Here is a 23295-nt window from a genome sequence, read left to right on the forward strand (position 1 = left end):
GTCCGGTCTCAAGCTGCCTGTTTTGCAGTGACGAACGCCGCAAGGCTCGCCACGTTGCTGAAGTGGTTGCGGGTGTCCTTGGCGTCGGCATCGATTTTGATGCCGTACTTTTTCTGGATGGCCAGGCCGAGCTCCAGTGCGTCCACCGAGTCCAGGCCCAGGCCTTCGCCGAACAGCGTCTGGTCGTTGCCGATGTCTTCGGCGCTGATGTCTTCGAGGCCCAGGGCTTCGATGATCAGGTCTTTGATTTCACGGTGCAGATCGCTCATCTTCGGCGAGCTCCTTGATAAAGTAAGAATGCAGATAATCGTTGAGCTTGCGCGAGGCCTGTGGGGCTGGGCCCAGCGCGGCGAAGGCTTGTGGGTCTATATCGGCCCCGACGCGGAAACTGAAGTGCACGCGACGCTTTGGGATCCGATACCAGGGCTCGGCCTTGGTCAATGTGGTCGGACTGACCTTGATCACCACGGGGGTGAGGATTTTCGCACCCCGCACGGCAATTGCAGCTCCCCCCCGATGAAAGGCCGGCGCCTGACCCGGCTGGGTGCGGGTGCCTTCGGGAAAGATGATCAGGGTTTGACCCTCTTTCAGTGCATCGGCGGCGGCATCGAGCATGTCCATGCTGCCGTCGTTGCTGATGTATTCGGTGCGCCGCAGCGGGCCACGGGTGAAGGGGTTTTCCCAGAGACTTTGCTTGACCACGCAGTTGGCGTGGCGCACCAGGCCGATCAGGAACACCACGTCGATCAGCGACGGGTGATTGGCGATGATCATCTGCCCCGGGCGCCCGAGTTTCTCGGCGCCCTGAATGTCATAAGTGAGCACGCCCGCGCGGGCCATGAACTGCACGAAAAACCAGAAGCAGCGGCTGACCATCTGCCGCGCGCGCAGCCGGTGGGTCCGGGCATCGCCCGGCAGGCAGGCGAGCAGGGGGAAAACAACCACGCGCAGGCACAACCCGCCCAGCCCGAACAGGGCGAAGCTTGCGGCGGTGGCCAGCAGACGCCAGTAATAGGCGTCGCGGTTCTTTTCGGTCATGGGTTGCGTTGCCAGGTCCATACACGATTTTTCCAGGCATGTTGGCAGGTGGTTTGCTGGCCCAACAGCGCACTCAACAGATTCAGTGCGTGGGGCCAACGGGGTTTGGACAACGCATCCGTGGGGCTGTTCAGGGACAGCTGCCAGTCATTGCCGGGTGTGATCAGCAGCCCGACGGCGTACGGGAAAGGCACGTCATCGATCCACGTCGAGTAAGCCTCGGGCGGTTGTTCTTCGGTCACCACCAGCAATACGGCTGGTGCGCCTTCGTTGAGCAGGGCAGCTGCCTCCAGCATGCCGTGTTCAAGGCCATCCCCAGCGGCGGCGAGGGCGGTCATTTCGCTGGTTTCGCCGCGCATGATCGACCACAGGCCAATGATCGCGTTGTGCACTGACAGACTGAACTGCGTCGGCGACAGCGGCTGTTCGACGGCCAGGTCGCTGAGAATGTCAAAGGTGCGCGGCGTTTCACCGTGACGGGAAAAAAAGACCAGCGGCAGGTTCTGGCGGCCTTCTGCCAGGGGCCAGCCGACACAGAACGCCATTCGCGCCAGTCGGCTCAGGCGCCGGCGTTGCATCGCGGGCAGGAACGATACGTCAGGAGCGGCATCGCTGGCCGGCAGAACGACCGGTTGTCGACTCCAGGCGTGCCAATCGTCCACGCTTTCGAGCCCCGGGGCCCACGCGCGCCACTGGGCGATGTTGAAATTGATCACAGACATTCATCCCGCCCCTGCGGGCTCCGTTGACGCGGTGAGTGGCGCAAAATGCACGGCACACCTACGTGGCGCTGGGCGCCGAGTGGTGCGCATTATCCCGGTGCCGGGAACGTGTAGCAAATGCTGGTTACATTTTGCTCAATGAGATGTACCGGTTAGTTCGCAAAAATTGAACGTTTGGCAATTATTCACGTTTTCATCACCCCGTCTGTCGGTTCTGGCTTCGATTGAGCGGGATGTTTGCCGGTTTTTTCGCAAGAGATGACGACTGACCGTGTAGTCCCATGCCTGCGAGGTAGCTAAGCAGCGCTGTGGAACACTACACTCGGTCATTCTTTGGTACACGGAGGTTTTGACATGCGGCGCGTGGTGTTCAATCAGAAAGGTGGCGTGGGCAAATCCAGCATTGCCTGCAATCTGGCGGCGGTCAGCGCCAGCGAGGGCTTTCGCACCTTGATGGTGGATCTCGATGCCCAGGCCAACTCCACTCAATACCTGACGGGGCTCACCGGCAGTGACATCCCGATGGGCATTGCCGATTTCTTCAAGCAGACACTGTCTTCCGGGCCGTTCTCCAAGAAGAATCAGGTCGACATCTACGAAACCCCGTTCGACAACCTCCACGTCGTGACCGCTACCGCTGAGCTGGCTGACTTGCAGCCAAAGCTCGAGGCCAAGCACAAGATCAACAAGCTGCGTAAATTGCTTGAAGAACTGAGCGAAGACTACGACCGGATTTACCTCGATACGCCGCCTGCACTGAATTTTTATGCAGTTTCAGCGTTGATTGCCGCCGATCGTGTGCTGATTCCCTTCGATTGCGACAGTTTCTCGCGTCAGGCGCTGTACGGCCTGCTGGCGGAAATCGAAGAGCTGAAGGAAGACCATAACGAAGGGCTGGAAGTGGAAGGCATCGTCGTCAACCAGTTCCAGGCCCGTGCCAGCCTGCCCCAGCAAATCCTCGACGAACTGATCGCCGAAGGCCTGCCGGTGCTGCCGGTGTACCTGGCAAGCTCGGTGCGCATGCGCGAATCTCACCAGGCCAACACACCGCTGATCCACCTCGACCCACGGCACAAACTGACGCAGCAATTCGTCGAGCTGCATAACCTGCTGGAAAATGCCTGAAAGCCTGTCAGGCCGATCTCAGATGCCCTGACTGCGCAACCAACTCATCAATTGCGGTAACGGGAAGGCCCCGCTCTGGCGTGCAACTTCCCGGCCGTTCTTGAACAGGATCAGGCTTGGAATCGAGCGAATCCCCAGCTGTGCCGACAGCTGCTGATTCGCCTCGCTGTCCAGCTTGGCCAATCGGCATTTGCCCGCAAGTTGCGCCGCCGCCTGCTCAAACACCGGCGCAAACGACTTGCACGGCCCGCACCAGTCCGCCCACACGTCCACCAGCAACGGCAAATCGCCCTTGATCTGGCTGGCATAGTCGCCCTGTTTCAATTCGAAAGGCTTGTTCAGCAGGACTTCGGCCTTGCAGCGTCCGCATTTTGGATGGTCGTTCAGGCGCTCGGCGGGAATGCGGTTGAGGCCGTTGCAGTGGGGGCAGGGGATCAGGAGTGGGTCGGGCATAGTGAGGCTCTTCTGAAGTTGGTTGTCAGAGCATTGATCTGGAGGTAAGAACCATGTTTATCAAGATTCGAATTTGTAGGCAGGAACCTTCTGCAATTGGAGACGCCCCCTACAGGACGCGTTGCCTATGTCTGCTAGGTTGCGAGTGATTCAGTTTGTAATCTTTCGCGCACTTTCCGATAACAACCAAAAGGCGCAAAAATGCAAGGAATCGTAAAGCAAGCCATTGATCACTGGTCATCCGTATCTTGGCTGCTAAAACGGCCTCAATCAGAATTTGAATTCGACCGGTTGGTTGAATCACGGGACGAGCTACTAGTGATGATGGGCGGCGATGAGTTGCACTCACTCGAGGGTTTGGTCTCGATTATAAGCGATCATATTGAAGCCTATGAGCGAGAGCGCCGTTCATCGCCAATCCAAAATGCTTAACGTTCTGCCTCACGAAGAACAACTGATCTCCAGATGCTTGCCCCATTCCGGCGGCCGTTCGGCATAACTTTCCATCCCTGGTTGTTCCTCGAACGGGTTGCTTAGCACCGCGTGCAGTCGCCGAACCTCCGAGTAGTCGCCACTCTCCGCCGCATCGATAGCCTTTTGCGCCAGGTAATTGCGCAGGATGTACAGCGGATTGACAGCGTGCATCCGCTTGCGGCGCTGCACCTGATCCAGTTCGCCTTCGCGGGCAACCCGGTCGATGTAAAGCTCGCCCCAGGCGTCGAAGCCCTTGATGTCGACGAAGTCATCGCGCAAGCGAGCGATTGCAACTTCTGGTGATTCTTCACCCAGGCGACGGAAGAACAGGCTGTAATCGACGCCGCTGTTCTGCATCAGTTGCAGCAGGTGTTCCAGCAGTTTCTGGTCGTCGTCTTCGGCGGTGGTCAGGCCGAGGCGGCGGCGCATCAGGTCCAGGTAATGGGCCTGGAACAGTGGTAGGTACAGGCCGAGGGTTTCGCGCAAAGCTTCAACACTGATGAACGGCGTCAGGGATTGGGCCAACGCGCTGAGATTCCACTGGCCGATTGGCACCTGATTACTGAAGGAGTAGCGACCCTGATCATCGGAGTGGTTACAGATGAAGTTGGCATCAAAGTCATCGAGGAAGGCGAACGGGCCGAAGTCGAAGGTGATGCCGAGGATCGACATGTTGTCGGTGTTCATCACGCCGTGACAGAAACCGTAGGCCTGCCATTTGGCGATCAGCTCGGCGTTGCGCTCGACGATCTCGCGGAACATCGCCAGATACGGCTCCGGTTGCTCCAGGCATTCGGGGAAATGGTTGGCCAGCACATGATCGCCGAGTTCTTTCTGCTTCTCGGGGCGTTTGGTGTAGTAGAAATATTCGAAATGCCCGAAGCGCACGTGGCTCGGCGCCAGGCGCAGAACCATGGCGGCGCGTTCCTGTTTCTCGCGCCACACCGGGGTGTCTGAGCCGATCACGCACAATGCCCGGGTGGTCGGGATGTTCAGGGCGTGCAGCGCTTCGGATGCAAGGAATTCGCGGATCGAGGAGCGCAGTACCGCACGGCCATCGCCCATGCGTGAAAACGGCGTCTGGCCCGCACCCTTGAGGTGCAGGTCCCAATGTTCGCCGGCTTCGTTGTAGACCTCGCCGAGCAGCAGGCCACGACCGTCGCCCAACTGCGGGTTGTACGAGCCGAATTGATGCCCGGAATAGACCATCGCTCGCGGAACCGCGTCGGCCCAGAGCTTGTGGCCGCTGAACAGCTCGGCGAACTCCGGGGTTTCGGCCACGGCCGGGTCGAGATCCAGCAGCGCCATGGCGGCGGGACTGGCGACTACGAGGCGCGGATTGTCGATCGGCTCGGGCAGCACGTGGGCGGAAAACGTATCGCCCAGGCGGTCGAAGCGATTATCGAAGGTCAGTTCGTCGAGGGCTTTCAAGGGCCGGCTCCAGCAGAATGTCCGAGCATTCTGCTGGGGAAAAGCCGGTTAGTCGAGTTTGGCGGCGGGGGGCATTTGCGGCGGTTGTTTGCCATCCGTCAGCGGCACGATGGTTTTCGTTTCCGGTTCGATCGGCACCATCTTGTATTCCTGGCCGTGCAGGTTCTTGAGGTAAACCTCCATTTGCCGGAACGAGATGTTGATGTGCTGCTTCTTGAACTCGCGGTTGATGAAGCGGTTGACCTCATCGAGTACCGGGTTGCGGTCGCCGAGATCGCGCACGTGCATGCGCAACTCGTGGTCGAGCGTGCTTTCGCCGAAGTTCAGGAAGTACACGTGGGGTTCCGGATCTTTCAGTACACGCGGGTTATCGCGCGCGGCCTTCAGCAAAAGCTCTTTCACCAGATCCAGGTCCGAGCCGTAGTCGACTCCGAGCTTGAGGGTCACCCGGGTGATGGTGTCGGTCAGCGACCAGTTGATCAGTTGCCCGGTAATGAACGTTTTGTTCGGGACAATGATGTCCTTGCGGTCGAAGTCGGTGATGGTCGTGGCGCGAATGCGGATCTTGCTCACGGTGCCCGACAGGTTGCCGATGGTGATGGTGTCGCCGATCCGCACCGGGCGCTCGAACAGGATCATGATGCCGGAGATGAAGTTGGCGAAGATCTCCTGCATGCCGAAGCCGAGGCCGACCGACAGCGCCGCCACCAGCCATTGCAACTTGTCCCAGCTCACGCCGAGGGTCGACAGGGTCGAGACGAAACCGACACCGGCAATCACATACGACAGCAACGTGGTGGTGGCGTAGGCGCTGCCCTGGGCCAGGTTCAGCTTCGATAGCACGAACACTTCCAGCAGACCGGGCAGGTTGCGCGCCAGGGCGAAGGTGATGCCGATGATGATCAGCGCGCCGAGCATGTCGCCGATGCTGATCGGCACCATGCTCATATTGGCGCCCGTGCCGCTGGTGTATTCGTAGAGGGTCACGTTGTCCAGGTACGAGAACACGGTGATCAGGTCGGCCCAGACCCAGTACAGCAACGCCATGAAGCCACCGAGCAGTGCCAGGCGAATCAGGCGCAGGGACTGTTCGTTGACCTTCTCGATGTCCATGGTCGGTTCTTCGATCACCGCTTCGCCATCGCCGGCCTCTTTCGCCGCCTGACGTTTGGCCAGGGCGCGCTGGTAGGCCAGGCGCCGTGCGGCCACGCTTAGACCGCGAACGAAAGTGGCTTCGATCACCAGCCAGAACATCAGCAAGTACAGCGTGTTGATCAACCGGTCGCTGAGTTTTAGCGCGGTGTAGTAGTAGCCGAAGCAAACGGCCACGAACAACGCGACAGGCAGGGCGGTGAACATGATGGCCATGAACTTGCGGAACAGCGGCGTGCTGTCGTGGGTCGGGCTGCTGATCAGCAGGCGACCGAGCAGCCAGGTCATCATCGCATAACAGGTCAGTACCACTGGCATGCCGAGCACGTCGTCAGCCAGCGTCGCCGGTTGCAGTTCGGCGACCGCCACCACCGCCACCAGCGCCATGACCACGATGCCGAGGCGACGGATCCAGCCACGCAGGAATTCGACCTGAGGCTTTTCCCAACGGAAATGCAGTTCGGCCACGCCACCCGGCGCCAGAATCCGGTACGCGGTGTAGAACACCAGCCAGGCCTGGGCCATTTGCAGCAGGGCCGCGCCCATGTTCGCATTCTGCCCACGGGCGTCGATTTGCAGGGCCAGACCGCACAAGGCCAGGCCCAGCGCCACCGGCATCGCCAGCAGAATATTGATCAGAATTGCCTGCGGCGTGTGCCACTGGCTGTCGCGCTTGAAGTGGCCGATGTCCTGGTGAACCTTGTTCAACCGCGCATACAGACTCTTGCGACGCCACAGCAACGCACCGATCAGCAATGCCAGCGGCAGGAACAGCAGCGGCCGCTGGGTCAGGCCGTCAGTCAGTTCGCTGAGGCTGGAAGCCCAAGGCAGCGTCGTGACCTGGCGCTCCAGGCGATCCGGCACGGCGCGTATCCATTCCAGGTCCAGCGGCTTGTTGCTGGGAATCCAGAACATCTGCTCATCGAGTGTCGCGCGCAGGCTTTGCGCGGTGCTGAGCAGTTGTTTCTGGTTCAGTTGCAGGGTGATGGACTCGTTGAGTACCGCGCTCAATTCGCGGTTCAGGCGCTCCAGCAGGTCGGCGCGGGTGGTCGCCAGCTCCAGCAGGCTCTTGCGTAGCTGCGGAGTGACCTGCTCAGGCGGCTGGGTCGACAGCAAATTGTCGACGTAAGTAGCCGGGTTGCTGAGCAACTCCCGTTGCTGGCTGACTTCGAACTGATACAGGCGAATGTCGGCGATCTGGTCGGCCAGGTCGCGGTCGACCTTGAGACGCGGCAATGCCAGTTTCTGTTTATAGAGAATCTTCGAGAGCAGCAGGCTGCCCTTGAGCACGTTGATCTGTTCGTCCAGCGCCGCATCGCTTTGCGTCACGCTGTCCAGCTGTTGCTTGGTCTGCAGGTTCTGCTGGGTGACTTCGTTGAGGCGGTCAGTGCTTTTGAGCAGGTAGTCCGAGAGCTTCAGGTTGGCCGAGCTTTCGGTGGCCAACAGGCTGCTGCCACCGGCCTTTTGCGCTTCGATGGATTGCTGTGTCACCGTCTCCTGGGATTGGGCCAGGCGCTTCTGATTGATCAGGCTTTGCAGGTCCTGGATTTCCTGGTCCAGGCGGTCGGATCGTTCCGACAACAGGTCATGCTGACTGTTGCCCAGGTCTTGCAGCTGGGTATTGCCGGCCAGTTCCTGGCGACGCAGCGGAATCAGTGCGTTGAGTGCCGCCAGTTCGGCGTTGAGCTGGTCGCGCTGCTCGGCGCTCAAGGTCTTTCCGGCGTCTTTGCCGGTCTTGAGGATGTTGTTGATCTGCTGGATGCGCGTCTGGCTGGCGGATATTTCGGCCTGGGCGCGTTCGGGGCGGGTCTGGGCGGTAATGATCAGGCTGTTGGCGTCGGCCAGAGCTTTCTGTAGATCGCTTTGCTGGGTCGAGCGCTCGGTGAGCATTTGCTCGAGCTGCTGAATCGACTCCTTGGTAAAGCGTTGCGCCACCGGCACCACGGCGCTGGCCTTGAGACGCGTCAGCTCACGCTGGTTCTCGATGGTTTGCTTAGGGGCCGTGGCCAGTTGTTGCTTGAGGTCGCTGAGTTTCTGCTCGTAGTCACGCTTGTTGTTGAGCTGCGTCAGCGTGCCTTGCAGAACGGACTGTAAAGCCTTTTGATCCGCCTCCGGCAGTTTGCGGTCGGCGATCTTGTCCAGACTCGTCTGTACGGATTCGCGGGTGGGCGGTTCGGCGGCTTGCAAGGTGCCGACAGAGAGGCTCAGGCCCAGCAGGGCCATGATGAAAAAGGTGCGCAGGCTTGACATAAAGACCGATCAAATACGAGGCGAAGAATGGAGTTTAGAGGAACAAGCCCGGGCCCGGGCGACTTCCTTCGGGGAATCTGACGCCCACTTTGCCGATCTTGTTCCCCTCCATGACCGCGACGGTCCAGATGGTGTTGTTCCATTCCACCTGGTCGCCGACTACCGGAGCACCCCCCACTTTCTGGGCAATGAACTTGCCCAGGGACATCTCCGGATCGATGCCTTCGACCTTCAACCCGTACAGGGCAGCAACTGCGGCCAGTTGGGCGTCTCCTTCGAGTACGAAGTCGCCGAAGAAGCGCAAATCGAGGCCCCGTTGCGGCGCCTGGCTGAACAGTTTTCCGAGGGCCGGAAGGTTGTGTTCGTGGCCGATAACACACAGCAAATCATCGACTTCCAGCACCGTACTACCCGACGGATGGAGCAGTTGTTGGCCACGAAACAGGGCAGCGATGCGGGTGCCTTCGGGCATTTTCAGTTCGCGAAGGGGCGATCCGATGCACCATTTTTCGGCACCGAGGCGATAAACGAACAGTTCCCACTCGCTGGTGACATGCACTTCCAGGGCCGAACGAGAAATCGGCGCAGGCTCCGGCGGCACCGTCACCTTCAACAACTTGGCGACCCACGGCAGGCTTGTGCCTTGCACCAACAGCGAAACCAGCACGATAAAGAAGGCGAGGTTGAAATACAGTTGGGCGTTGGGCAGGCCGGCCATCAGCGGGAACACCGCCAGAATGATCGGGACCGCGCCGCGCAGGCCAACCCAGGAAATGAACGCCTTCTCGCGGCCATGGAATGCCTTGAACGGCAGCAAGCCAACCACCACCGACAGCGGCCGGGCAAACAGAATCATCCACAAGGCCAGCGCCAGTGCCGGCAGGGCAATCGGCAGCAGGTCGTGGGGCGTGACCAGCAGCCCCAGCACCAAAAACATGCCGATCTGCGCCAGCCAGGCCATGCCATCGAGCATGTGCAAGATACCGTGACGGCTGCGCACCGGACGATTGCCGATCATCAGGCCGCACAGGTACACCGCGAGGAAGCCGCTGCCGTGCAAGGCGTTGGTCAGGGCGAACACCACCAGACCACCGGCGATGACCAGGATCGGATACAGGCCGGTGGCCAGGTTGATCCGGTTGACCAGTTGCAGCATCAGCCAGCCACCGCCCAGACCGATGACGCCACCGATGCCGAACTCGCGCAGCAGGTGGGTCAGCAGGCTCCAGTGCAGGCCGGTCTGGCCGCTGGCGAGCATGTCGATCAGGGTCACGGTGAGGAACACCGCCATCGGGTCGTTGCTGCCGGATTCGATTTCCAGGCTGGCGGTCACCCGCTCGTTCAGACCTTTGCCGCCCAGCAGCGAGAACACCGCTGCGGCGTCGGTTGAGCCGACGATGGCGCCGATCAGCAGGCCCTGAATCAGGTTCAGGTCGAACAGCCAGGCCGCGGCCATGCCGGTCAGCCCGGTGGTGATCAACACGCCGACCGTGGCCAGCGACAGCGCCGGCCATAACGCCACGCGGAAACTCGACACCCGCGTGCGTAAACCGCCGTCGAGCAGGATCACCGCCAACGCGAGGTTGCCGACCAGATAAGCCGTTGGGTAGTTATCGAAAATAATCCCGCCGCCATCGACGCCAGCCGCCATGCCGACGGCCAGGATGATCACCAGAATCGGGATGCCGAGGCGGGACGAAAGTGAACTCACCAGAATGCTTGCACCTACCAGCAACGCGCCGATCAAGAACAGGCTGTTGATGGTCGTCGCATTCAAAGGCAGTACTCCAGAAAGCTGAAAGGCGGGCACAAACTGACCATGCAGTCTGCGTGCCAGCGATTCTAACCTGTTGAAATGTGATGCTGTCAAAAAGCTTTTGACGGTTTGACGCGCCGCGTGCGAACCCTGTGGCGAGGGTGCTTGCTCCCGTTGGGTCGCGTAGCGACCCCGCGAGTAGTTTCAGACAAATTTTGCAAGCCCGATTGCGACTGCTGCGCAGTCGAGCGGGAGCAAGCTCCCTCGCCACAGGGGTTGTGGGGTCCAGTTACAGGCTAAACCGCCCAACCATCGTGTTCAGGTCCACCGCCAAGCGCGACAACTCATTGCTCGCCGCGCTGGTCTGGTTGGCGCCGGTGGCCGATTGCACCGACAGATCACGAATGTTCACCAGATTGCGATCCACTTCACGGGCCACTTGCGCCTGCTCTTCGGCGGCGCTGGCGATCACCAGGTTGCGCTCGTTGATTTCGACGATGGCGCTGTTGATGGTGTCCAGCGACATTCCCGCGCCACGGGCGATGTTCAGGGTCGACTCGGCGCGCTCGGTGCTGTTGCGCATCGAATCCACGGCGTGCTCGGTGCCGCTCTGGATGCTGCCGATCATACGTTCGATTTCGCTGGTCGATTGCTGGGTGCGATGGGCCAGGGCTCGAACTTCGTCGGCCACCACCGCAAAACCACGACCGGCCTCACCGGCGCGTGCCGCTTCGATCGCGGCGTTCAAGGCCAACAGGTTGGTCTGGTCGGCCAAGCCGCGAATCACGTCCAGTACCTTGCCGATGTCACGGGATTCATTGGCCAGGTCGCCAATCAAAGTCGCGGTGCTCTGCACATCAGCGCTCATGCGTTCGATGGCGCTGACGGTTTCCTGCACCAGATCACGACCATCACCGGCGGATGTGGTGGCGTTCTTCGAGGCTTCGGAGGTGCTGACCGCGTTGCGCGCAACTTCTTCCACGGCGCTGGTCATTTCGTTGACCGCCGTGGCGGCCTGTTCAATTTCGTTGTTCTGCTGGGTCAGGCCGCGGGCGCTTTCGTCGGTGACGCTGTTGAGTTCTTCGGCGGCGGAGGCCAACTGCGTGGCCGAACCGGAAATCCGTTGCAGGGTGTCGCGCAGCTTGTCCTGCATCTTCGACATCGCCAGCAGCAAGCGACCGGCCTCGTCTTCACCGTCGACGGTGATCGGGCGCGTCAGGTTGCCTTCGGCGATCTGCTCGGCGGCATTCAAGGCATTGGCGATCGGCTTGGTGATGCTGTTGGTCAGCAACCAGGCGAACAGAATGGTCAGGCCGGTGGCGATGACAAGCAGGGTGATCACCAGATTGAAGGCCGAGTCGTATTGATCGGCGGCTTGCTGGTTGGTGTCGAGAGTCTGCTGGGTGTTGATCTCCAACAGCTTGTTCAGCACTGCATTGACGGCTTCGGAGTTGCTCAGCAGGTCGGCGTTGAGCAGGCTGCGCAGTTCGTCAACCTGGTTGTTGCGCGACAAGGTCTTCATCCGGTCTTCGATCTGGCGGTATTGCGCCAGCAACTGCACGTATTGATCGTAGGCCGCACGTTCCTGCGGGCTGCTGATCAGTTTTTCGTAGGTGGTCTGGGCGGCGCGGATCTGCTGGTTGCGCATGTCCAGCAACTCCATGGTTTTCTGCTGCACGTCTGGCTCGCGGTTGACCAGCAAACGGTAGGACAGCACGCGCAGTCGCAGCGTCAGCTGGGTGAATTCGTCGAGGCTCTTGATGCTCGGCACGCTGCTGACGGTGATGTTCTCGGCGGCGTCGCGGATCTTGCTCATCTGGTTCAGGGCAAACACGCCCAGAAGCATCATCAAACCGCCAATCAGGGCAAAACCGAGGAACGCTCGCGGCGCGATATTCATATTACGAAGGGACATGGTGTTTACCGAAAAGGGCGCACCAGAGCGGTGGCGAGGCTGACGTATGAATGACTTATCGGTCATGCGACTAAAGTCTTGAGGCCCTGCGCGGTTTTGCCGCACAAACGCCGTGGCGACGAAGTGCAGGAACCAGATGGGCCGATCACAGTCTCTACAGTTCGCGAGAGCGGTCACTCGTCAGGAAAATCAAGGCCTTGCGCCCGTATAACCCTGGCATCCACGGTGACTTTTCTTTATCGTACGCGCCCTTTGAAAATGCCTGGAAAATCAAAATGTTGGAAGCATCCCTAAGCCAATTGGAACAGCTGGTCAGCGACCTGGTACAACAGAACCAGACCCTGCTCGGCACCAACCAGACCCTGAGCGCCGAACTGGCCCAGGCCAAGGATGAAAACGAAAGCCTGCAATTGAGTCTGATGGAGCAGGAAGAGAAACAAGGCGCCACCGCCGCACGCATCCAGGCCCTGGTTGAGCGTGTCAGCGCTGGCCCAGTCAGCGCATGAGTTACGGCCCGGGTGTGAAAGTCGTCTCGATCCTGGGTGAGGACTATTCGATCAAGGCGCCGGCCGGGGAAGAGCAGACCCTGCTGGACGCGGCCATGATGTTGAAGGCTGCCCTGGCCGACACCAAAAGAAAGTACCCGACGCTGATCGGTGACCGACTGCTGGTACTGGCCGCGATGAATCTGTGCTCCCAGCAGATCGAAATGCAAAAGCAGCACAAGCTCGAACTCGACCGTTACCAAGAGCAAGTCAGCGCCACGGTTGAAGTGATCTCCAAGACGATCAATCAGGCCTGATCGGCTTTGCGCACAACCAAAGAATAGATTGTCGGTTGCGTTGTATACAATCGGCACGGCTGTTGCAGTGTTTCAGCCTCTTATTCTTTGGGGGTGCTCCATGCAGTTCTGGCGACGCAGTATTCAATGGCAGTTGATCCTGAGTATGGGCACCGCCCTGCTCGTCAGTATTCTGATCGTGGTTGGCATTTATACCCTCGTGGTCAACCGCCTCGCCCAGAGCTATCTGGTCGAACAAGCTCTACCGTCGAGCATCGAAGCGATGCGCAATGACATCGAGCGCATCCTCGTTCAACCGCTCACCGCCGCCAAGGACATCGCCAGCAACAGCATGGTGCGCAACTGGCTGGCCGAAGGTGAAAACAGTGCCCAGATTGGTACGTTTACCACCTATCTCGAAGGCATCCGCGCCGAGCACAAGGCCTTTACCGCGCTGATTGTCGGCACCGCGTCCAACCATTACTTCACCGAGAAAGGCCTGGACCGGACCCTCAGTCGTTCCAACCCCAAAGATGCCTGGTTCTACGCATTTCTGGACAGCAACCAGCCGCGGACCCTCAATATCGACAACGATACCGCGACCGGAGAATTGGCGCTTTTCATCGATCTCAAGGTTGAGCAGGCCGGCAAAGTCGTCGGTGTTGCGGGGCTTGGCCTGAACATGAAAGAGCTGTCGGAGCTGATCCACAACTTCAGCTTCGGGGAGCGCGGCAAGGTCTATCTCGTGCGTTCCGACGGTTTGATCCAGGTTCATCCTGAAGCGCAGTTCAGCGGTAAACGCACCTTGGCCGAGCAAATCGGTGCAGATGCCGCACAAGCGGTCATGGGTCAAAAAACTGCCATCAGCAGCGGCTTCCAGCGCGACGGAGAAGATTTCCTCGCCCTGAGCCTGCCATTGCGCGATCTAGGCTGGACCCTGGTGGCCGAAGTGCCACAGTCGCAGATCTACGCCGAAGCCCGCCGCGCCATGTGGATGAGCAGTGGCATCGGCCTGGCGGTGGCATTGGTTTGCTTGTTGCTGGTGGTGTTGCTGGCTCGTGGGCTGGTGCGACCGATTCGTCAGGTAACAGCGGCGCTGGTGGCCATCGGTAGCGGTGGTGGAGATTTGACCCACCGGTTAGATTCCAGCCGCGCCGATGAGCTGGGCGATCTGGCGCGCGGGTTCAATCGCTTCCTCGACAGTCAGCGCGAGATGATTGGCGAAGTGCTTACCACGAGTGAACGCTTGCGTACGGCTGTGGGCCAAGTGGCGCGAGTGGTGGATAACACCGCCGAGCGCTCAGGCCGGCAGCAGGAAATGACCGACATGGTCGCCACCGCCGTCCACGAAATGGGCCTGACTGTGCAGGAGATTGCGCAGAACGCCGGCAACGCGGCAGTCGCGTCGCAAACCGCTCGGGATGAAGCGATGCAGGCACGGGAAGTGGTGGGCGGTTCGATACGGCACATCGAAAGCATGTCCGAAGAAATCGGCATTGCCGCCACTGCGGTCGGCGAATTGGCCCATCAGGTGGCGTCCATCGATCAGGTACTGGCGGTGATTCGCGGGATTTCCGAGCAGACCAATTTGCTGGCGCTCAACGCCGCTATCGAAGCGGCGCGGGCCGGGGATATGGGACGTGGGTTCGCGGTGGTTGCCGATGAAGTGCGGACCCTGGCGCGGCGCACGCAATCGTCTACCGATGAGATTCAGCAGATGATCGGCAGCCTCAAGCAGGGTGCGGAGAACGCGGTTTCATCGATGCACAGCGGTCAAGCGGCAACCGGCACAGGCGTTGAATCGAGCCAGCGCACCGGAGCTTCGTTGACTGCGATTACTGGACAGGTTGAGCGTATCAGCGACATGAACCATCAAGTGGCCACGGCCACGGAAGAGCAGTCGGCGGTGACGGAAGAGATCAACCGCAATGTGCAGGGGATTTCCGGTCTGGCCCGCGCCACCGCCGGAGAGGTGAGAGCCTGCCGCGAAGATTGCCAGACGTTGCAGCGGTTGGCGGATGATTTGGCGCGGCAGATGTGTGGGTTTCGTCTGAGCTAAAAGATCAAAAGATCGCAGCCTTCGGCAGCTCCTACATTTGGAATGCGTTTCCCTGTAGGAGCTGCCGCAGGCTGCGACTTTTTTGTGGCCGTTACACCGATCCAAACAAGATCAGAACCACTCATCCTGCATGCCCAGGCAAACATCATCCCGAGCCTCAAGAATCGCCAGCTCATGGTGGCAACCGGGCACTTCCCATGTCAGGAAATATCGCGCCGCCTGCAACTTGCCTTTATAAAAACTCGCATCGGCCGCATTGCCCTTGGCCAAGCCTTCTTCGGCACGAATCGCCTGTTCCAGCCAGCGCCAGCCGATCACCGTGTGACCAAACACCTTCAGGTACAACGCCGAATTCGCCAGGCTGCTGTTGACCTTGCCTTGCGCCAGATCGGTCAGCAGGCCGATGGTCACGGTTTGCAGGCGTGCAACCAGTTTTTCCAGCGGTTCACGCAGCGGCGTCAATGAATCAAATGCCTGGGCGCGTTCGGCGGTGTCGGCGATCAGGCGGATCAGTCGCTTGAGCCCGGATCCGCCGTTTTGCGCCAGTTTGCGGCCCAACAGGTCCAGCGATTGAATGCCGTGGGTGCCTTCATGGATCGGGTTCAGGCGGTTGTCGCGGTAGTACTGCTCCACCGGGTATTCGCGGGTGTAGCCGTGGCCGCCAAGAATCTGGATCGCCAGTTCGTTGGCTTTGAGGCAAAACTCCGATGGCCAGGATTTGACGATTGGCGTCAGCAGGTCCAGCAGTTCGTGGGCTTGCTTACGCTCGGCATCGGTCTCCAGCGTGGTGGTGTCATCGAACAGGCGTGCGGCGTACAGACCGAGGTCGAACGAACCTTCGACGTAGGCTTTCTGTGTCAGCAACATGCGTTTGACGTCGGCGTGATTGATGATCGCCACCGGCGCGGTGTTCGGGTCCTTGCTGTCCGGCACTCGTCCCTGCGGACGCTCGCGGGCGTACTCCAGCGAATACAGGTAGCCGGCGTAACCCAGCATCACCGCACCCATGCCGACGCCGATCCGTGCCTCGTTCATCATCTGGAACATGTAGCTCAAGCCCTGGTGCGGCTTACCCACCAGATAGCCGACACATTCACCGTTATCGCCAAAGTTCAATGCGGTAGAGGTGGTGCCGCGCCAGCCCATTTTGTGAAACAGGCCAGCCAGCAGCACGTCGTTGCGCTTGCCGAGGCTGCCGTCATCGTTGACCAGGAACTTGGGCACGATGAACAGCGAAATCCCTTTCACGCCAGCCGGCGCGTCTGGCAACTTGGCTAGCACCATGTGCACGATATTTTCCGACAGTGGGTGATCACCACCGGAGATGAAGATCTTGTTGCCCTTGAGGCGATAAGTGCCGTCAGACGCAGGCTCGGCTCGGGTACGAATATCCGACAGCGATGAGCCGGCGTGCGGTTCGGTCAGGGCCATGGTGCCGAAGAAACGCCCGTCGATCATCGGTTGCAGGAAGCGGCGCTTCTGCTCGTCGGTGCCGAAGCTTTCGACCAGGTTCGCCGCGCCCATGGTCAGGAACGGATAGGACGTCGAAGCGGCGTTGGCCGACTGGAAGTGCGAAAAACAGGCCTGGGAAAGTAGTGTAGGAAGTTGCATGCCACCCGCGTCGAAACTGCGCGCAGCGTTGAGAAAACCGGCTTCAAGGAAGGCATCTACCGCCGGTTTCACTTCCGGAATCAGAATCGCCTGACCGTTCTCATAGCGCGGCTCGTTCTCGTCGCCCTTGCGGTTGTGCGGGGCGAAGAACTTTTCGGCGATGCTGCGGGCGGTGCTGATGGCCGCATCGAAGGTCTCGCGATTGTGCTCGGCGAAACGCTCACGCTGGGTCAGGCCCTCGGCATCGAGGACTTCGTACAGCTCGAAAGCCAGATTGCGGGAACTGAGCAACGTCTCGGACATGGCGGCCTACCTTTTATTGGAGTGGACCGAGTCTAGGCTGGCGAATAGAGGCTGAACAGGATGATTGATGAGGGTGATGGTGGGGTAGGGCAGTGACTTAGTGGTCACCACAAACCAAATGTGGGAGCGGGCTTGCTCGCGAAGAGGCCGCCACATTCAACATTTACGTTGATTGACAGTCCGCCTTCGCGAGCAAGCCCGCTCCCACAGGGGTTTTGCATTTCAGGCGCCCATTGCGGGCACCTGGACTTACAGCTACTTAGCCGATGGTCATCAAGCTGGCATTACCACCCGCCGCCGCCGTGTTAACGCTCAACGCACGCTCAATCACCAAACGCTCCAGCGCAATGTTGGACTCGCCTTGCGACAGACCCTGCACGCCAACGATGGCGCCGGCACGCTTGGCAACCTGCTGGCACACCGCGCGCAACTGGTCGGAGTGGCCGTGATGCAGAACCGCATCAAACACCACTTCGTCCTTGTTCCAGTCGGAAACCAGCTTGATGCGTGCCTGAACTTCCTTCGGCAGACGTGCGAACAGCGCCTTGGTCAGCTCAGCTTCCGGCCACACCGCCGAACCACCGACGGCCAATACCGCCGCCAGTTGCGTCAGCAGATCGCCTTCGACTTCCGCCAGGCACAGCACGTGTTCACGTGGCAGGATCGCATAGCTGTTGCGCTCGCCGGTCGGGCCAGCCAGCAGGCGGGTGATACCGCTTTGCGATTGCGCGGCGAACTGTACGCACAGGGTGCTCAGGTCGGCGAACTTGTTGCTGTCGGCCCAGGCCTTCAGGGCGGTCAGCGGCTTGCTCATGGAATCGCGCAGACGGACGTCCGGTGCTGCAGCAGCATCACCGCGAGCGAAGGATTGTTCGATGGCATCGGTAGGACGCGTCGATAGCAAGCGGTACAGGTACAACGGACCACCGGCTTTCGGGCCAGTACCCGACAGGCCTTCGCCGCCGAACGGCTGCACGCCGACCACGGCACCCACGATGTTGCGGTTTACATAGACGTTACCGGCATTGACGTTGTCGATCACCTTGGCGATGGTTTCGTCGATGCGGGTGTGCACGCCCAGCGTCAGGCCGTAGCCGGAAGCGTTGATCTGAGCGATCAGTTGATCGATGTCTTTGCGCTTGTAGCGAACCACGTGCAGCACCGGACCGAAAATTTCACGCTGCAGTTCGTCGAAGCTTTCCAGTTCGATCAGCGTCGGCATCACGAAGGTGCCGCGTTTCACTTCTTCGGCATCGGCGATGGCCACTTGGTACACGCTGCGACCTTTGTCGCGCATGGCCTGGATGTGCTTCTCGATGCCGGCCTTGGCTTCGGCGTCGATCACCGGGCCGATGTCCACAGACAGGCGCTCAGGGTTGCCGAGACGGCTTTCAGCCATCGCCCCTTTAAGCATTTCGATGACGCGGTCAGCGGAATCTTCCTGCAAGCACAGCACGCGCAATGCCGAGCAACGCTGGCCAGCGCTGTCAAATGCCGAGGAAACCACGTCGATTACGACTTGTTCGGTCAGTGCCGACGAGTCGACGATCATTGCGTTCTGCCCACCGGTTTCGGCGATCAGCGGGATCGGACGACCCTGGTTGTCCAGGCGACCGGCGATGTTGCGTTGCAGCAGGCGAGCGACTTCGGTGGAACCGGTGAACATTACGCCTTTGACGCGATCATCGCCCACCAGGCCAGCACCGACGGTTTCGCCACGGCCCGGCAGCAGTTGCAACACGCCTTCCGGAATGCCGGCCTCGAGCAGCAGGCGCACGGCTTGAGCGGCAACCAGCGGAGTCTGTTCCGCAGGCTTGGCCAAAACCGGGTTACCGGCGGCCAATGCAGCAGCGACTTGACCACTGAAGATTGCCAGCGGGAAGTTCCACGGGCTGATGCACACCACTGGACCCAGCGGACGGTGAGCGTCGTTGGTGAAATCGTTGCGTGCCTGCACGGCGTAATAACGCAGGAAGTCCACGGCTTCACGCACTTCGGCGATGGCGTTGGCGAAGGTCTTGCCAGCTTCGCGAGCCAGCAGGCCCATCAGCGGCTGGATCTCGGCTTCCATCAGGTCGGCGGCACGTTCAAGGATTGCAGCGCGCTCGGCTGGCGGGGTGGCCTGCCAGATCGGTGCGGCGTTGAGGGCGCACTGGATCGCGTTGTCGACGTCTTCAACGGTCGCTTCCTGCACGTAACCAACCACGTCACGCAGGTCGGACGGGTTCAACACAGGAGCCGGAGCTTCATTGCTGGAGGCGCAACCTAACATCGGCGCGGCTTTCCAGTGGTTGTGTGCGGTGGCCAGCAAGGCGCAGGACAACGACGCCAGACGATGTTCGTTGGCCATGTCGATGCCGCTGGAGTTGGCGCGCTCGGAACCATACAGGTCACGCGGCAGCGGAATACGTGGGTGCGGCAGGCCGAAACCACCTTCCACGGTTGCCATCTGCTCGATGCTGGCTACCGGATCGGCTACCAGTTCCTGGATAGAAATCGACTGGTCGGCGATACGGTTGACGAACGAGGTGTTCGCGCCGTTTTCCAGCAGACGACGTACGAGGTACGCCAGCAGGGTTTCGTGGGTGCCGACCGGAGCGTACACGCGGCACGGACGGTTCAGCTTGCCTTCGGAAACTTTGCCTACAACCTGTTCGTACAGCGGTTCACCCATGCCGTGCAGGCACTGGAACTCGTACTGGCCCGGGTAATAGTTCTGACCGGCGATGTGATAAATGGCCGACAGAGTGTGCGCGTTGTGCGTGGCGAACTGCGGGTAGATGACTTCCGGCACCGACAGCAGTTTGCGTGCGCAAGCGATGTAGGAAACGTCGGTGTACACCTTGCGGGTGTAGACCGGGTAGCCTTCCAGGCCTTCGACCTGGGCGCGCTTGATTTCGCTGTCCCAGTACGCGCCTTTTACCAGACGGATCATCAGGCGATGACGGCTGCGGCGAGCCAGGTCGATCACATAGTCGATCACGTACGGGCAACGCTTCTGGTAAGCCTGGATCACGAAACCGATGCCGTTCCAGCCGGTCAGTTGCGGCTCGAAGCACAGACGCTCGAGCAGATCCAGCGAAAGCTCCAGACGGTCAGCTTCTTCGGCGTCGATGTTCAGGCCGATGTCGTATTGCTTGGCCAGCAGGGTCAGCGACAGCAGGCGCGGGTACAGCTCCTCCATCACACGCTCGTACTGCGCACGGCTGTAGCGCGGGTGCAGTGCAGACAGCTTGATGGAAATGCCCGGGCCTTCATAAATCCCACGGCCATGGGACGCTTTGCCGATCGAGTGGATGGCTTGTTCGTACGAGGCCAGGTACTTCTGCGCGTCGTGCTCGGTGAGTGCTGCTTCACCCAGCATGTCGTAGGAATAGCGGAAGCCCTTGGCTTCGAACTTGCTCGCATTGGCCAGGGCTTCGGCGATGGTTTCACCGGTCACGAACTGCTCGCCCATCAGGCGCATGGCCATGTCGACGCCCTTGCGGATCATCGGCTCGCCGCTCTTGCCGATGATGCGGCTCAGGGACGAAGTCAAACCCGCTTCGTTGTGCGTGGACACCAGTTTGCCGGTCAGCAACAGGCCCCAAGTGGCGGCGTTGACGAACAACGAAGGGCTGTTGCCCAGGTGCGGGTGCCAGTTGCCGGTGCTGATCTTGTCGCGGATCAGCGCGTCGCGGGTGCCTTTATCCGGGATACGCAGCAGCGCTTCGGCCAGGCACATCAGCGCCACGCCTTCCTGGGACGACAGGGAGAATTCCTGCAGCAGGCCCTGAACAATGCCGGCACGGCCGCCAGCGCTCTTCTGGTTACGCAGTTTTTCCGCGATGGACGCGGCGAGTTTGTTGGTGGCTTCAGCCATCGCTGCCGGCAGACGCGCCTGCTCCATCAGCATCGGAACCACTTCAGGCTCCGGGCGACGGTAAGCGGCGGTGATCGATGCGCGCAGTACCGATTGCGGCAGGATGCTTTCGGCGAATTCGAGGAAGCACTGATGGGCGTGATCCAGAGGCGCGTCGACGGCATCGTCGGAATCCTTGGTCAAACCGTTCAGCTCGGTCAGGGTTGCACCACCCTCGAGTTTTTCCAGGTAATTGAAAATTGCCTGCTTGATCAGCCAGTGCGGCGTGCGATCAATCGAGGTCGCGGCGGCCTTGAGGCGTTCGCGGGTCGGGTCGTCAAGTTTGACGCCAAGGGTGGTGGTAGCCATGTTTTTATCCTCATGTTTGCCACGACCGCGTGGCATCAGCTGGCCGCAAGATTAGCCGTGCGACTGTTGAGGTGCAACCGGGTGCAACCCTTTTTTTGTCGGAATATTACGCAGTTCGTCAGGAAATAAATTCTGGTACGAAGGTACTGCAACTACTTGGTGCTTTTTAGTTTGGTAGGTGCCGGTTCTTGCTCCGAAAAGGAGCAAAAAACAGGCTTTAAAGTATTTTTCCGACTAGGTGCAACTTATTCCCGAGAAATGGGTTGCACCTTATTTGCTTTGTTGAATAGCATTCGCGCCCAAGGTGCAACCGGACCAAGAGTCAGGTGTGCCGGCTGATGGCTTTCCTGGGGAAACATCAGTCATAAATGCGCGGGATCCCGAATCGTCTGTCAAACGTCACCGTTTGCGAGCGGTTCACCAGCCGCCGCTACATAAAAACAAAGCCAGGGCGTCACATAATGAGCGTAAGCAATCCAACACTGATCACGTTCGTGATCTACATCGCAGCAATGGTGCTGATCGGCTTGATGGCCTATCGCTCCACCAACAACCTTTCTGACTACATTCTGGGTGGCCGTAGCCTGGGCAGCGTCGTGACTGCACTGTCCGCCGGTGCTTCCGACATGAGCGGCTGGTTGTTGATGGGCCTGCCGGGCGCCATCTACATGTCCGGTTTGTCTGAAAGCTGGATCGCCATCGGCCTTGTGGTCGGTGCTTACCTGAACTGGCTATTTGTCGCCGGTCGTCTGCGCGTGCAAACCGAGCACAACGGTGATGCCCTGACCCTGCCGGATTACTTCGCCAGCCGTTTTGAAGACAAAAGCGGTCTGCTGCGGATCATCTCTGCAGTCGTGATCCTGGTGTTCTTCACCATCTACTGTGCTTCCGGCATCGTGGCCGGTGCCCGCCTGTTCGAAAGCACCTTCGGCATGTCCTACGAGACAGCGCTGTGGGCCGGTGCTGCGGCAACGATTGCCTACACCTTTATCGGTGGTTTCCTGGCAGTGAGCTGGACCGATACCGTACAAGCCACCCTGATGATTTTCGCGCTGATACTGACGCCAATCATCGTGCTGTTGGCCACTGGCGGTGTCGACACCACGTTCCTGGCCATCGAAGCCAAGGACGCCAGCAACTTCGACATGCTTAAAGGCACCACTTTCATCGGCATCATCTCGCTGATGGGCTGGGGTCTGGGCTACTTCGGTCAGCCGCACATCCTGGCGCGTTTCATGGCGGCTGATTCGGTGAAGTCGATTGCCAAGGCTCGTCGCATCTCCATGACCTGGATGATCCTGTGCCTGGGCGGCACCGTGGCTGTGGGCTTCTTCGGTATCGCTTACTTCTCGGCACATCCTGATGTGGCCGGTGCAGTCACCGAAAACCCGGAGCGCGTGTTCATCGAGCTGGCCAAGATCCTGTTCAACCCATGGGTTGCCGGCATTCTGCTGTCGGCCATTCTGGCTGCCGTGATGAGCACCCTGAGCTGCCAGTTGCTGGTGTGCTCGAGCGCCCTGACCGAAGACTTCTACAAGACTTTCCTGCGCAAATCCGCTTCCCAGGTTGAGCTGGTATGGGTCGGTCGTGCCATGGTGCTGTTGGTGGCGCTGATTGCCATCGCCTTGGCTGCCAATCCGAACAACCGCGTTCTGGGTCTGGTGAGCTACGCCTGGGCTGGTTTCGGTGCTGCGTTCGGTCCGGTTGTCCTGATCTCCGTGATCTGGAAAGACATGACCCGCAACGGCGCACTGGCCGGTATCCTGGTCGGCGCGATCACCGTGATCGTCTGGAAACACTTCGAGCTGCTGGGCCTGTACGAAATCATTCCTGGTTTCATCTTCGCCAGCCTGGCGATCTACTTCGTCAGCAAAATGGGCGCGCCGACTGCCGGCATGCTGCAGCGTTTCGACGCAGCCGAGAAGGATTTCCGCCTGAACAAGTAATCGGCACGAGCGAAAGCTCTGAGCCAATGGCTTGAATGAAAACGGCCCGCTTCCTTTGGAGGCGGGCCG

Annotated in this window: 15 protein-coding genes; 5 read left to right on the top strand and 10 right to left on the bottom strand. The window is 60.0% G+C overall.

The window, feature by feature from the left end; translation table 11 throughout:
• Window positions 1-8: 8 nt before the first annotated feature.
• The 3 genes from V6Z53_RS04540 to V6Z53_RS04550 are packed head-to-tail and all read right to left on the bottom strand — an operon-like array spanning window position 9 to window position 1760.
• Window positions 9-269 carry a phosphopantetheine-binding protein gene (locus tag V6Z53_RS04540; RefSeq protein ID WP_338584348.1) on the bottom strand — a complete coding sequence of 87 codons (261 nt, stop codon included), beginning with the start codon at window positions 267-269 and terminating at the stop codon, window positions 9-11.
• Window positions 250-1059, bottom strand: coding sequence for a lysophospholipid acyltransferase family protein (locus tag V6Z53_RS04545; protein WP_338584349.1), 810 nt, complete (start codon window positions 1057-1059; stop codon window positions 250-252). Before V6Z53_RS04545 ends, V6Z53_RS04540 begins: the two co-directional genes overlap by 20 nt.
• Window positions 1035-1760: a beta-ketoacyl synthase chain length factor gene (locus tag V6Z53_RS04550; protein ID WP_338584350.1), complete on the bottom strand. Its 726-nt coding sequence runs from the start codon at window positions 1758-1760 to the stop codon at window positions 1035-1037. The genes V6Z53_RS04545 and V6Z53_RS04550 overlap by 25 nt, the downstream gene beginning before the upstream one ends.
• Before the next feature lie 354 nt (window positions 1761-2114).
• On the opposite strand from V6Z53_RS04550, the gene V6Z53_RS04555 reads away from it, so the two are divergent.
• The gene (locus V6Z53_RS04555; RefSeq protein ID WP_338584351.1) at window positions 2115-2885 is read left to right on the top strand and encodes a ParA family protein; all 771 of its coding nucleotides are present in this window, start codon (window positions 2115-2117) and stop codon (window positions 2883-2885) included.
• An 18-nt stretch (window positions 2886-2903) separates the two neighbouring features.
• Here V6Z53_RS04555 and trxC read toward each other — a convergent pair whose 3' ends face one another.
• The 5 genes from trxC to V6Z53_RS04580 form a co-directional block, all read right to left on the bottom strand.
• A complete protein-coding gene (gene trxC, locus V6Z53_RS04560; protein WP_338584352.1) occupies window positions 2904-3338 on the bottom strand; it encodes a thioredoxin TrxC in 435 nt (144 codons plus the stop codon).
• A gap of 441 nt (window positions 3339-3779) precedes the next feature.
• On the bottom strand, window positions 3780-5243 hold the full coding sequence (locus V6Z53_RS04565) for a YdiU family protein (protein WP_338584353.1): 1464 nt from the start codon (window positions 5241-5243) through the stop codon (window positions 3780-3782).
• Between the two features lie 48 nt (window positions 5244-5291).
• Window positions 5292-8645 (bottom strand): mechanosensitive channel MscK, encoded by a 3354-nt coding sequence (gene mscK, locus V6Z53_RS04570; RefSeq protein WP_338584354.1) that lies wholly within the window; start codon window positions 8643-8645, stop codon window positions 5292-5294.
• Window positions 8646-8679: 34 nt separating this feature from the next.
• Window positions 8680-10422, bottom strand: coding sequence for a potassium/proton antiporter (locus tag V6Z53_RS04575; RefSeq protein WP_338584355.1), 1743 nt, complete (start codon window positions 10420-10422; stop codon window positions 8680-8682).
• Window positions 10423-10690: 268 nt separating this feature from the next.
• Window positions 10691-12316, bottom strand: a complete 1626-nt coding sequence (locus tag V6Z53_RS04580) for a methyl-accepting chemotaxis protein (RefSeq protein WP_338584356.1) — start codon at window positions 12314-12316, stop codon at window positions 10691-10693.
• Between the two features lie 275 nt (window positions 12317-12591).
• On the opposite strand from V6Z53_RS04580, the gene V6Z53_RS04585 reads away from it, so the two are divergent.
• The 3 genes from V6Z53_RS04585 (at window position 12592) to V6Z53_RS04595 (ending at window position 15156) form a co-directional block, all read left to right on the top strand.
• The gene (locus V6Z53_RS04585; protein WP_008149645.1) at window positions 12592-12822 is read left to right on the top strand and encodes a hypothetical protein; all 231 of its coding nucleotides are present in this window, start codon (window positions 12592-12594) and stop codon (window positions 12820-12822) included.
• Window positions 12819-13118, top strand: coding sequence for a cell division protein ZapA (locus V6Z53_RS04590; protein ID WP_338584357.1), 300 nt, complete (start codon window positions 12819-12821; stop codon window positions 13116-13118). Before V6Z53_RS04585 ends, V6Z53_RS04590 begins: the two co-directional genes overlap by 4 nt.
• A gap of 100 nt (window positions 13119-13218) precedes the next feature.
• Window positions 13219-15156, top strand: coding sequence for a methyl-accepting chemotaxis protein (locus V6Z53_RS04595; RefSeq protein ID WP_338584358.1), 1938 nt, complete (start codon window positions 13219-13221; stop codon window positions 15154-15156).
• A gap of 111 nt (window positions 15157-15267) precedes the next feature.
• Here the strand turns inward: V6Z53_RS04595 and V6Z53_RS04600 are convergent, their stop codons facing one another.
• Together V6Z53_RS04600 and putA are read right to left on the bottom strand one after the other, a co-directional pair.
• Window positions 15268-17070 (bottom strand): acyl-CoA dehydrogenase, encoded by a 1803-nt coding sequence (locus tag V6Z53_RS04600; protein ID WP_338584360.1) that lies wholly within the window; start codon window positions 17068-17070, stop codon window positions 15268-15270.
• A 259-nt stretch (window positions 17071-17329) separates the two neighbouring features.
• On the bottom strand, window positions 17330-21280 hold the full coding sequence (gene putA, locus V6Z53_RS04605; RefSeq protein WP_338584361.1) for a trifunctional transcriptional regulator/proline dehydrogenase/L-glutamate gamma-semialdehyde dehydrogenase: 3951 nt from the start codon (window positions 21278-21280) through the stop codon (window positions 17330-17332).
• Window positions 21281-21741: 461 nt separating this feature from the next.
• Here putA and putP point away from each other — a divergent pair, with 461 nt between their 5' ends.
• Complete coding sequence (gene putP, locus V6Z53_RS04610; protein WP_338584362.1) at window positions 21742-23226, top strand: sodium/proline symporter PutP; 1485 nt, start codon at window positions 21742-21744, stop codon at window positions 23224-23226.
• The last annotated feature ends 69 nt before the right edge of the window (window positions 23227-23295 follow it).

It is taken from the genome of Pseudomonas sp. MAG733B (assembly GCF_036884845.1).
Taxonomy (GTDB): domain Bacteria; phylum Pseudomonadota; class Gammaproteobacteria; order Pseudomonadales; family Pseudomonadaceae; genus Aquipseudomonas.

Excerpts from the sequence above, each read along its gene's own strand:
- V6Z53_RS04540 (WP_338584348.1), bottom strand. The coding sequence starts at position 269 with ATGAGCGATCTGCACCGTGAAATCAAAGACCTGATCATCGAAGCCCTG.
- V6Z53_RS04545 (WP_338584349.1), bottom strand. The coding sequence starts at position 1,059 with ATGGACCTGGCAACGCAACCCATGACCGAAAAGAACCGCGACGCCTAT.
- V6Z53_RS04550 (WP_338584350.1), bottom strand. The coding sequence starts at position 1,760 with ATGTCTGTGATCAATTTCAACATCGCCCAGTGGCGCGCGTGGGCCCCG.
- V6Z53_RS04555 (WP_338584351.1), top strand. The coding sequence starts at position 2,115 with ATGCGGCGCGTGGTGTTCAATCAGAAAGGTGGCGTGGGCAAATCCAGC.
- trxC (WP_338584352.1), bottom strand. The coding sequence starts at position 3,338 with ATGCCCGACCCACTCCTGATCCCCTGCCCCCACTGCAACGGCCTCAAC.
- mscK (WP_338584354.1), bottom strand. The coding sequence starts at position 8,645 with ATGTCAAGCCTGCGCACCTTTTTCATCATGGCCCTGCTGGGCCTGAGC.
- V6Z53_RS04580 (WP_338584356.1), bottom strand. The coding sequence starts at position 12,316 with ATGTCCCTTCGTAATATGAATATCGCGCCGCGAGCGTTCCTCGGTTTT.
- V6Z53_RS04585 (WP_008149645.1), top strand. The coding sequence starts at position 12,592 with ATGTTGGAAGCATCCCTAAGCCAATTGGAACAGCTGGTCAGCGACCTG.
- V6Z53_RS04590 (WP_338584357.1), top strand. The coding sequence starts at position 12,819 with ATGAGTTACGGCCCGGGTGTGAAAGTCGTCTCGATCCTGGGTGAGGAC.
- V6Z53_RS04595 (WP_338584358.1), top strand. The coding sequence starts at position 13,219 with ATGCAGTTCTGGCGACGCAGTATTCAATGGCAGTTGATCCTGAGTATG.
- V6Z53_RS04600 (WP_338584360.1), bottom strand. The coding sequence starts at position 17,070 with ATGTCCGAGACGTTGCTCAGTTCCCGCAATCTGGCTTTCGAGCTGTAC.
- putA (WP_338584361.1), bottom strand. The coding sequence starts at position 21,280 with ATGGCTACCACCACCCTTGGCGTCAAACTTGACGACCCGACCCGCGAA.
- putP (WP_338584362.1), top strand. The coding sequence starts at position 21,742 with ATGAGCGTAAGCAATCCAACACTGATCACGTTCGTGATCTACATCGCA.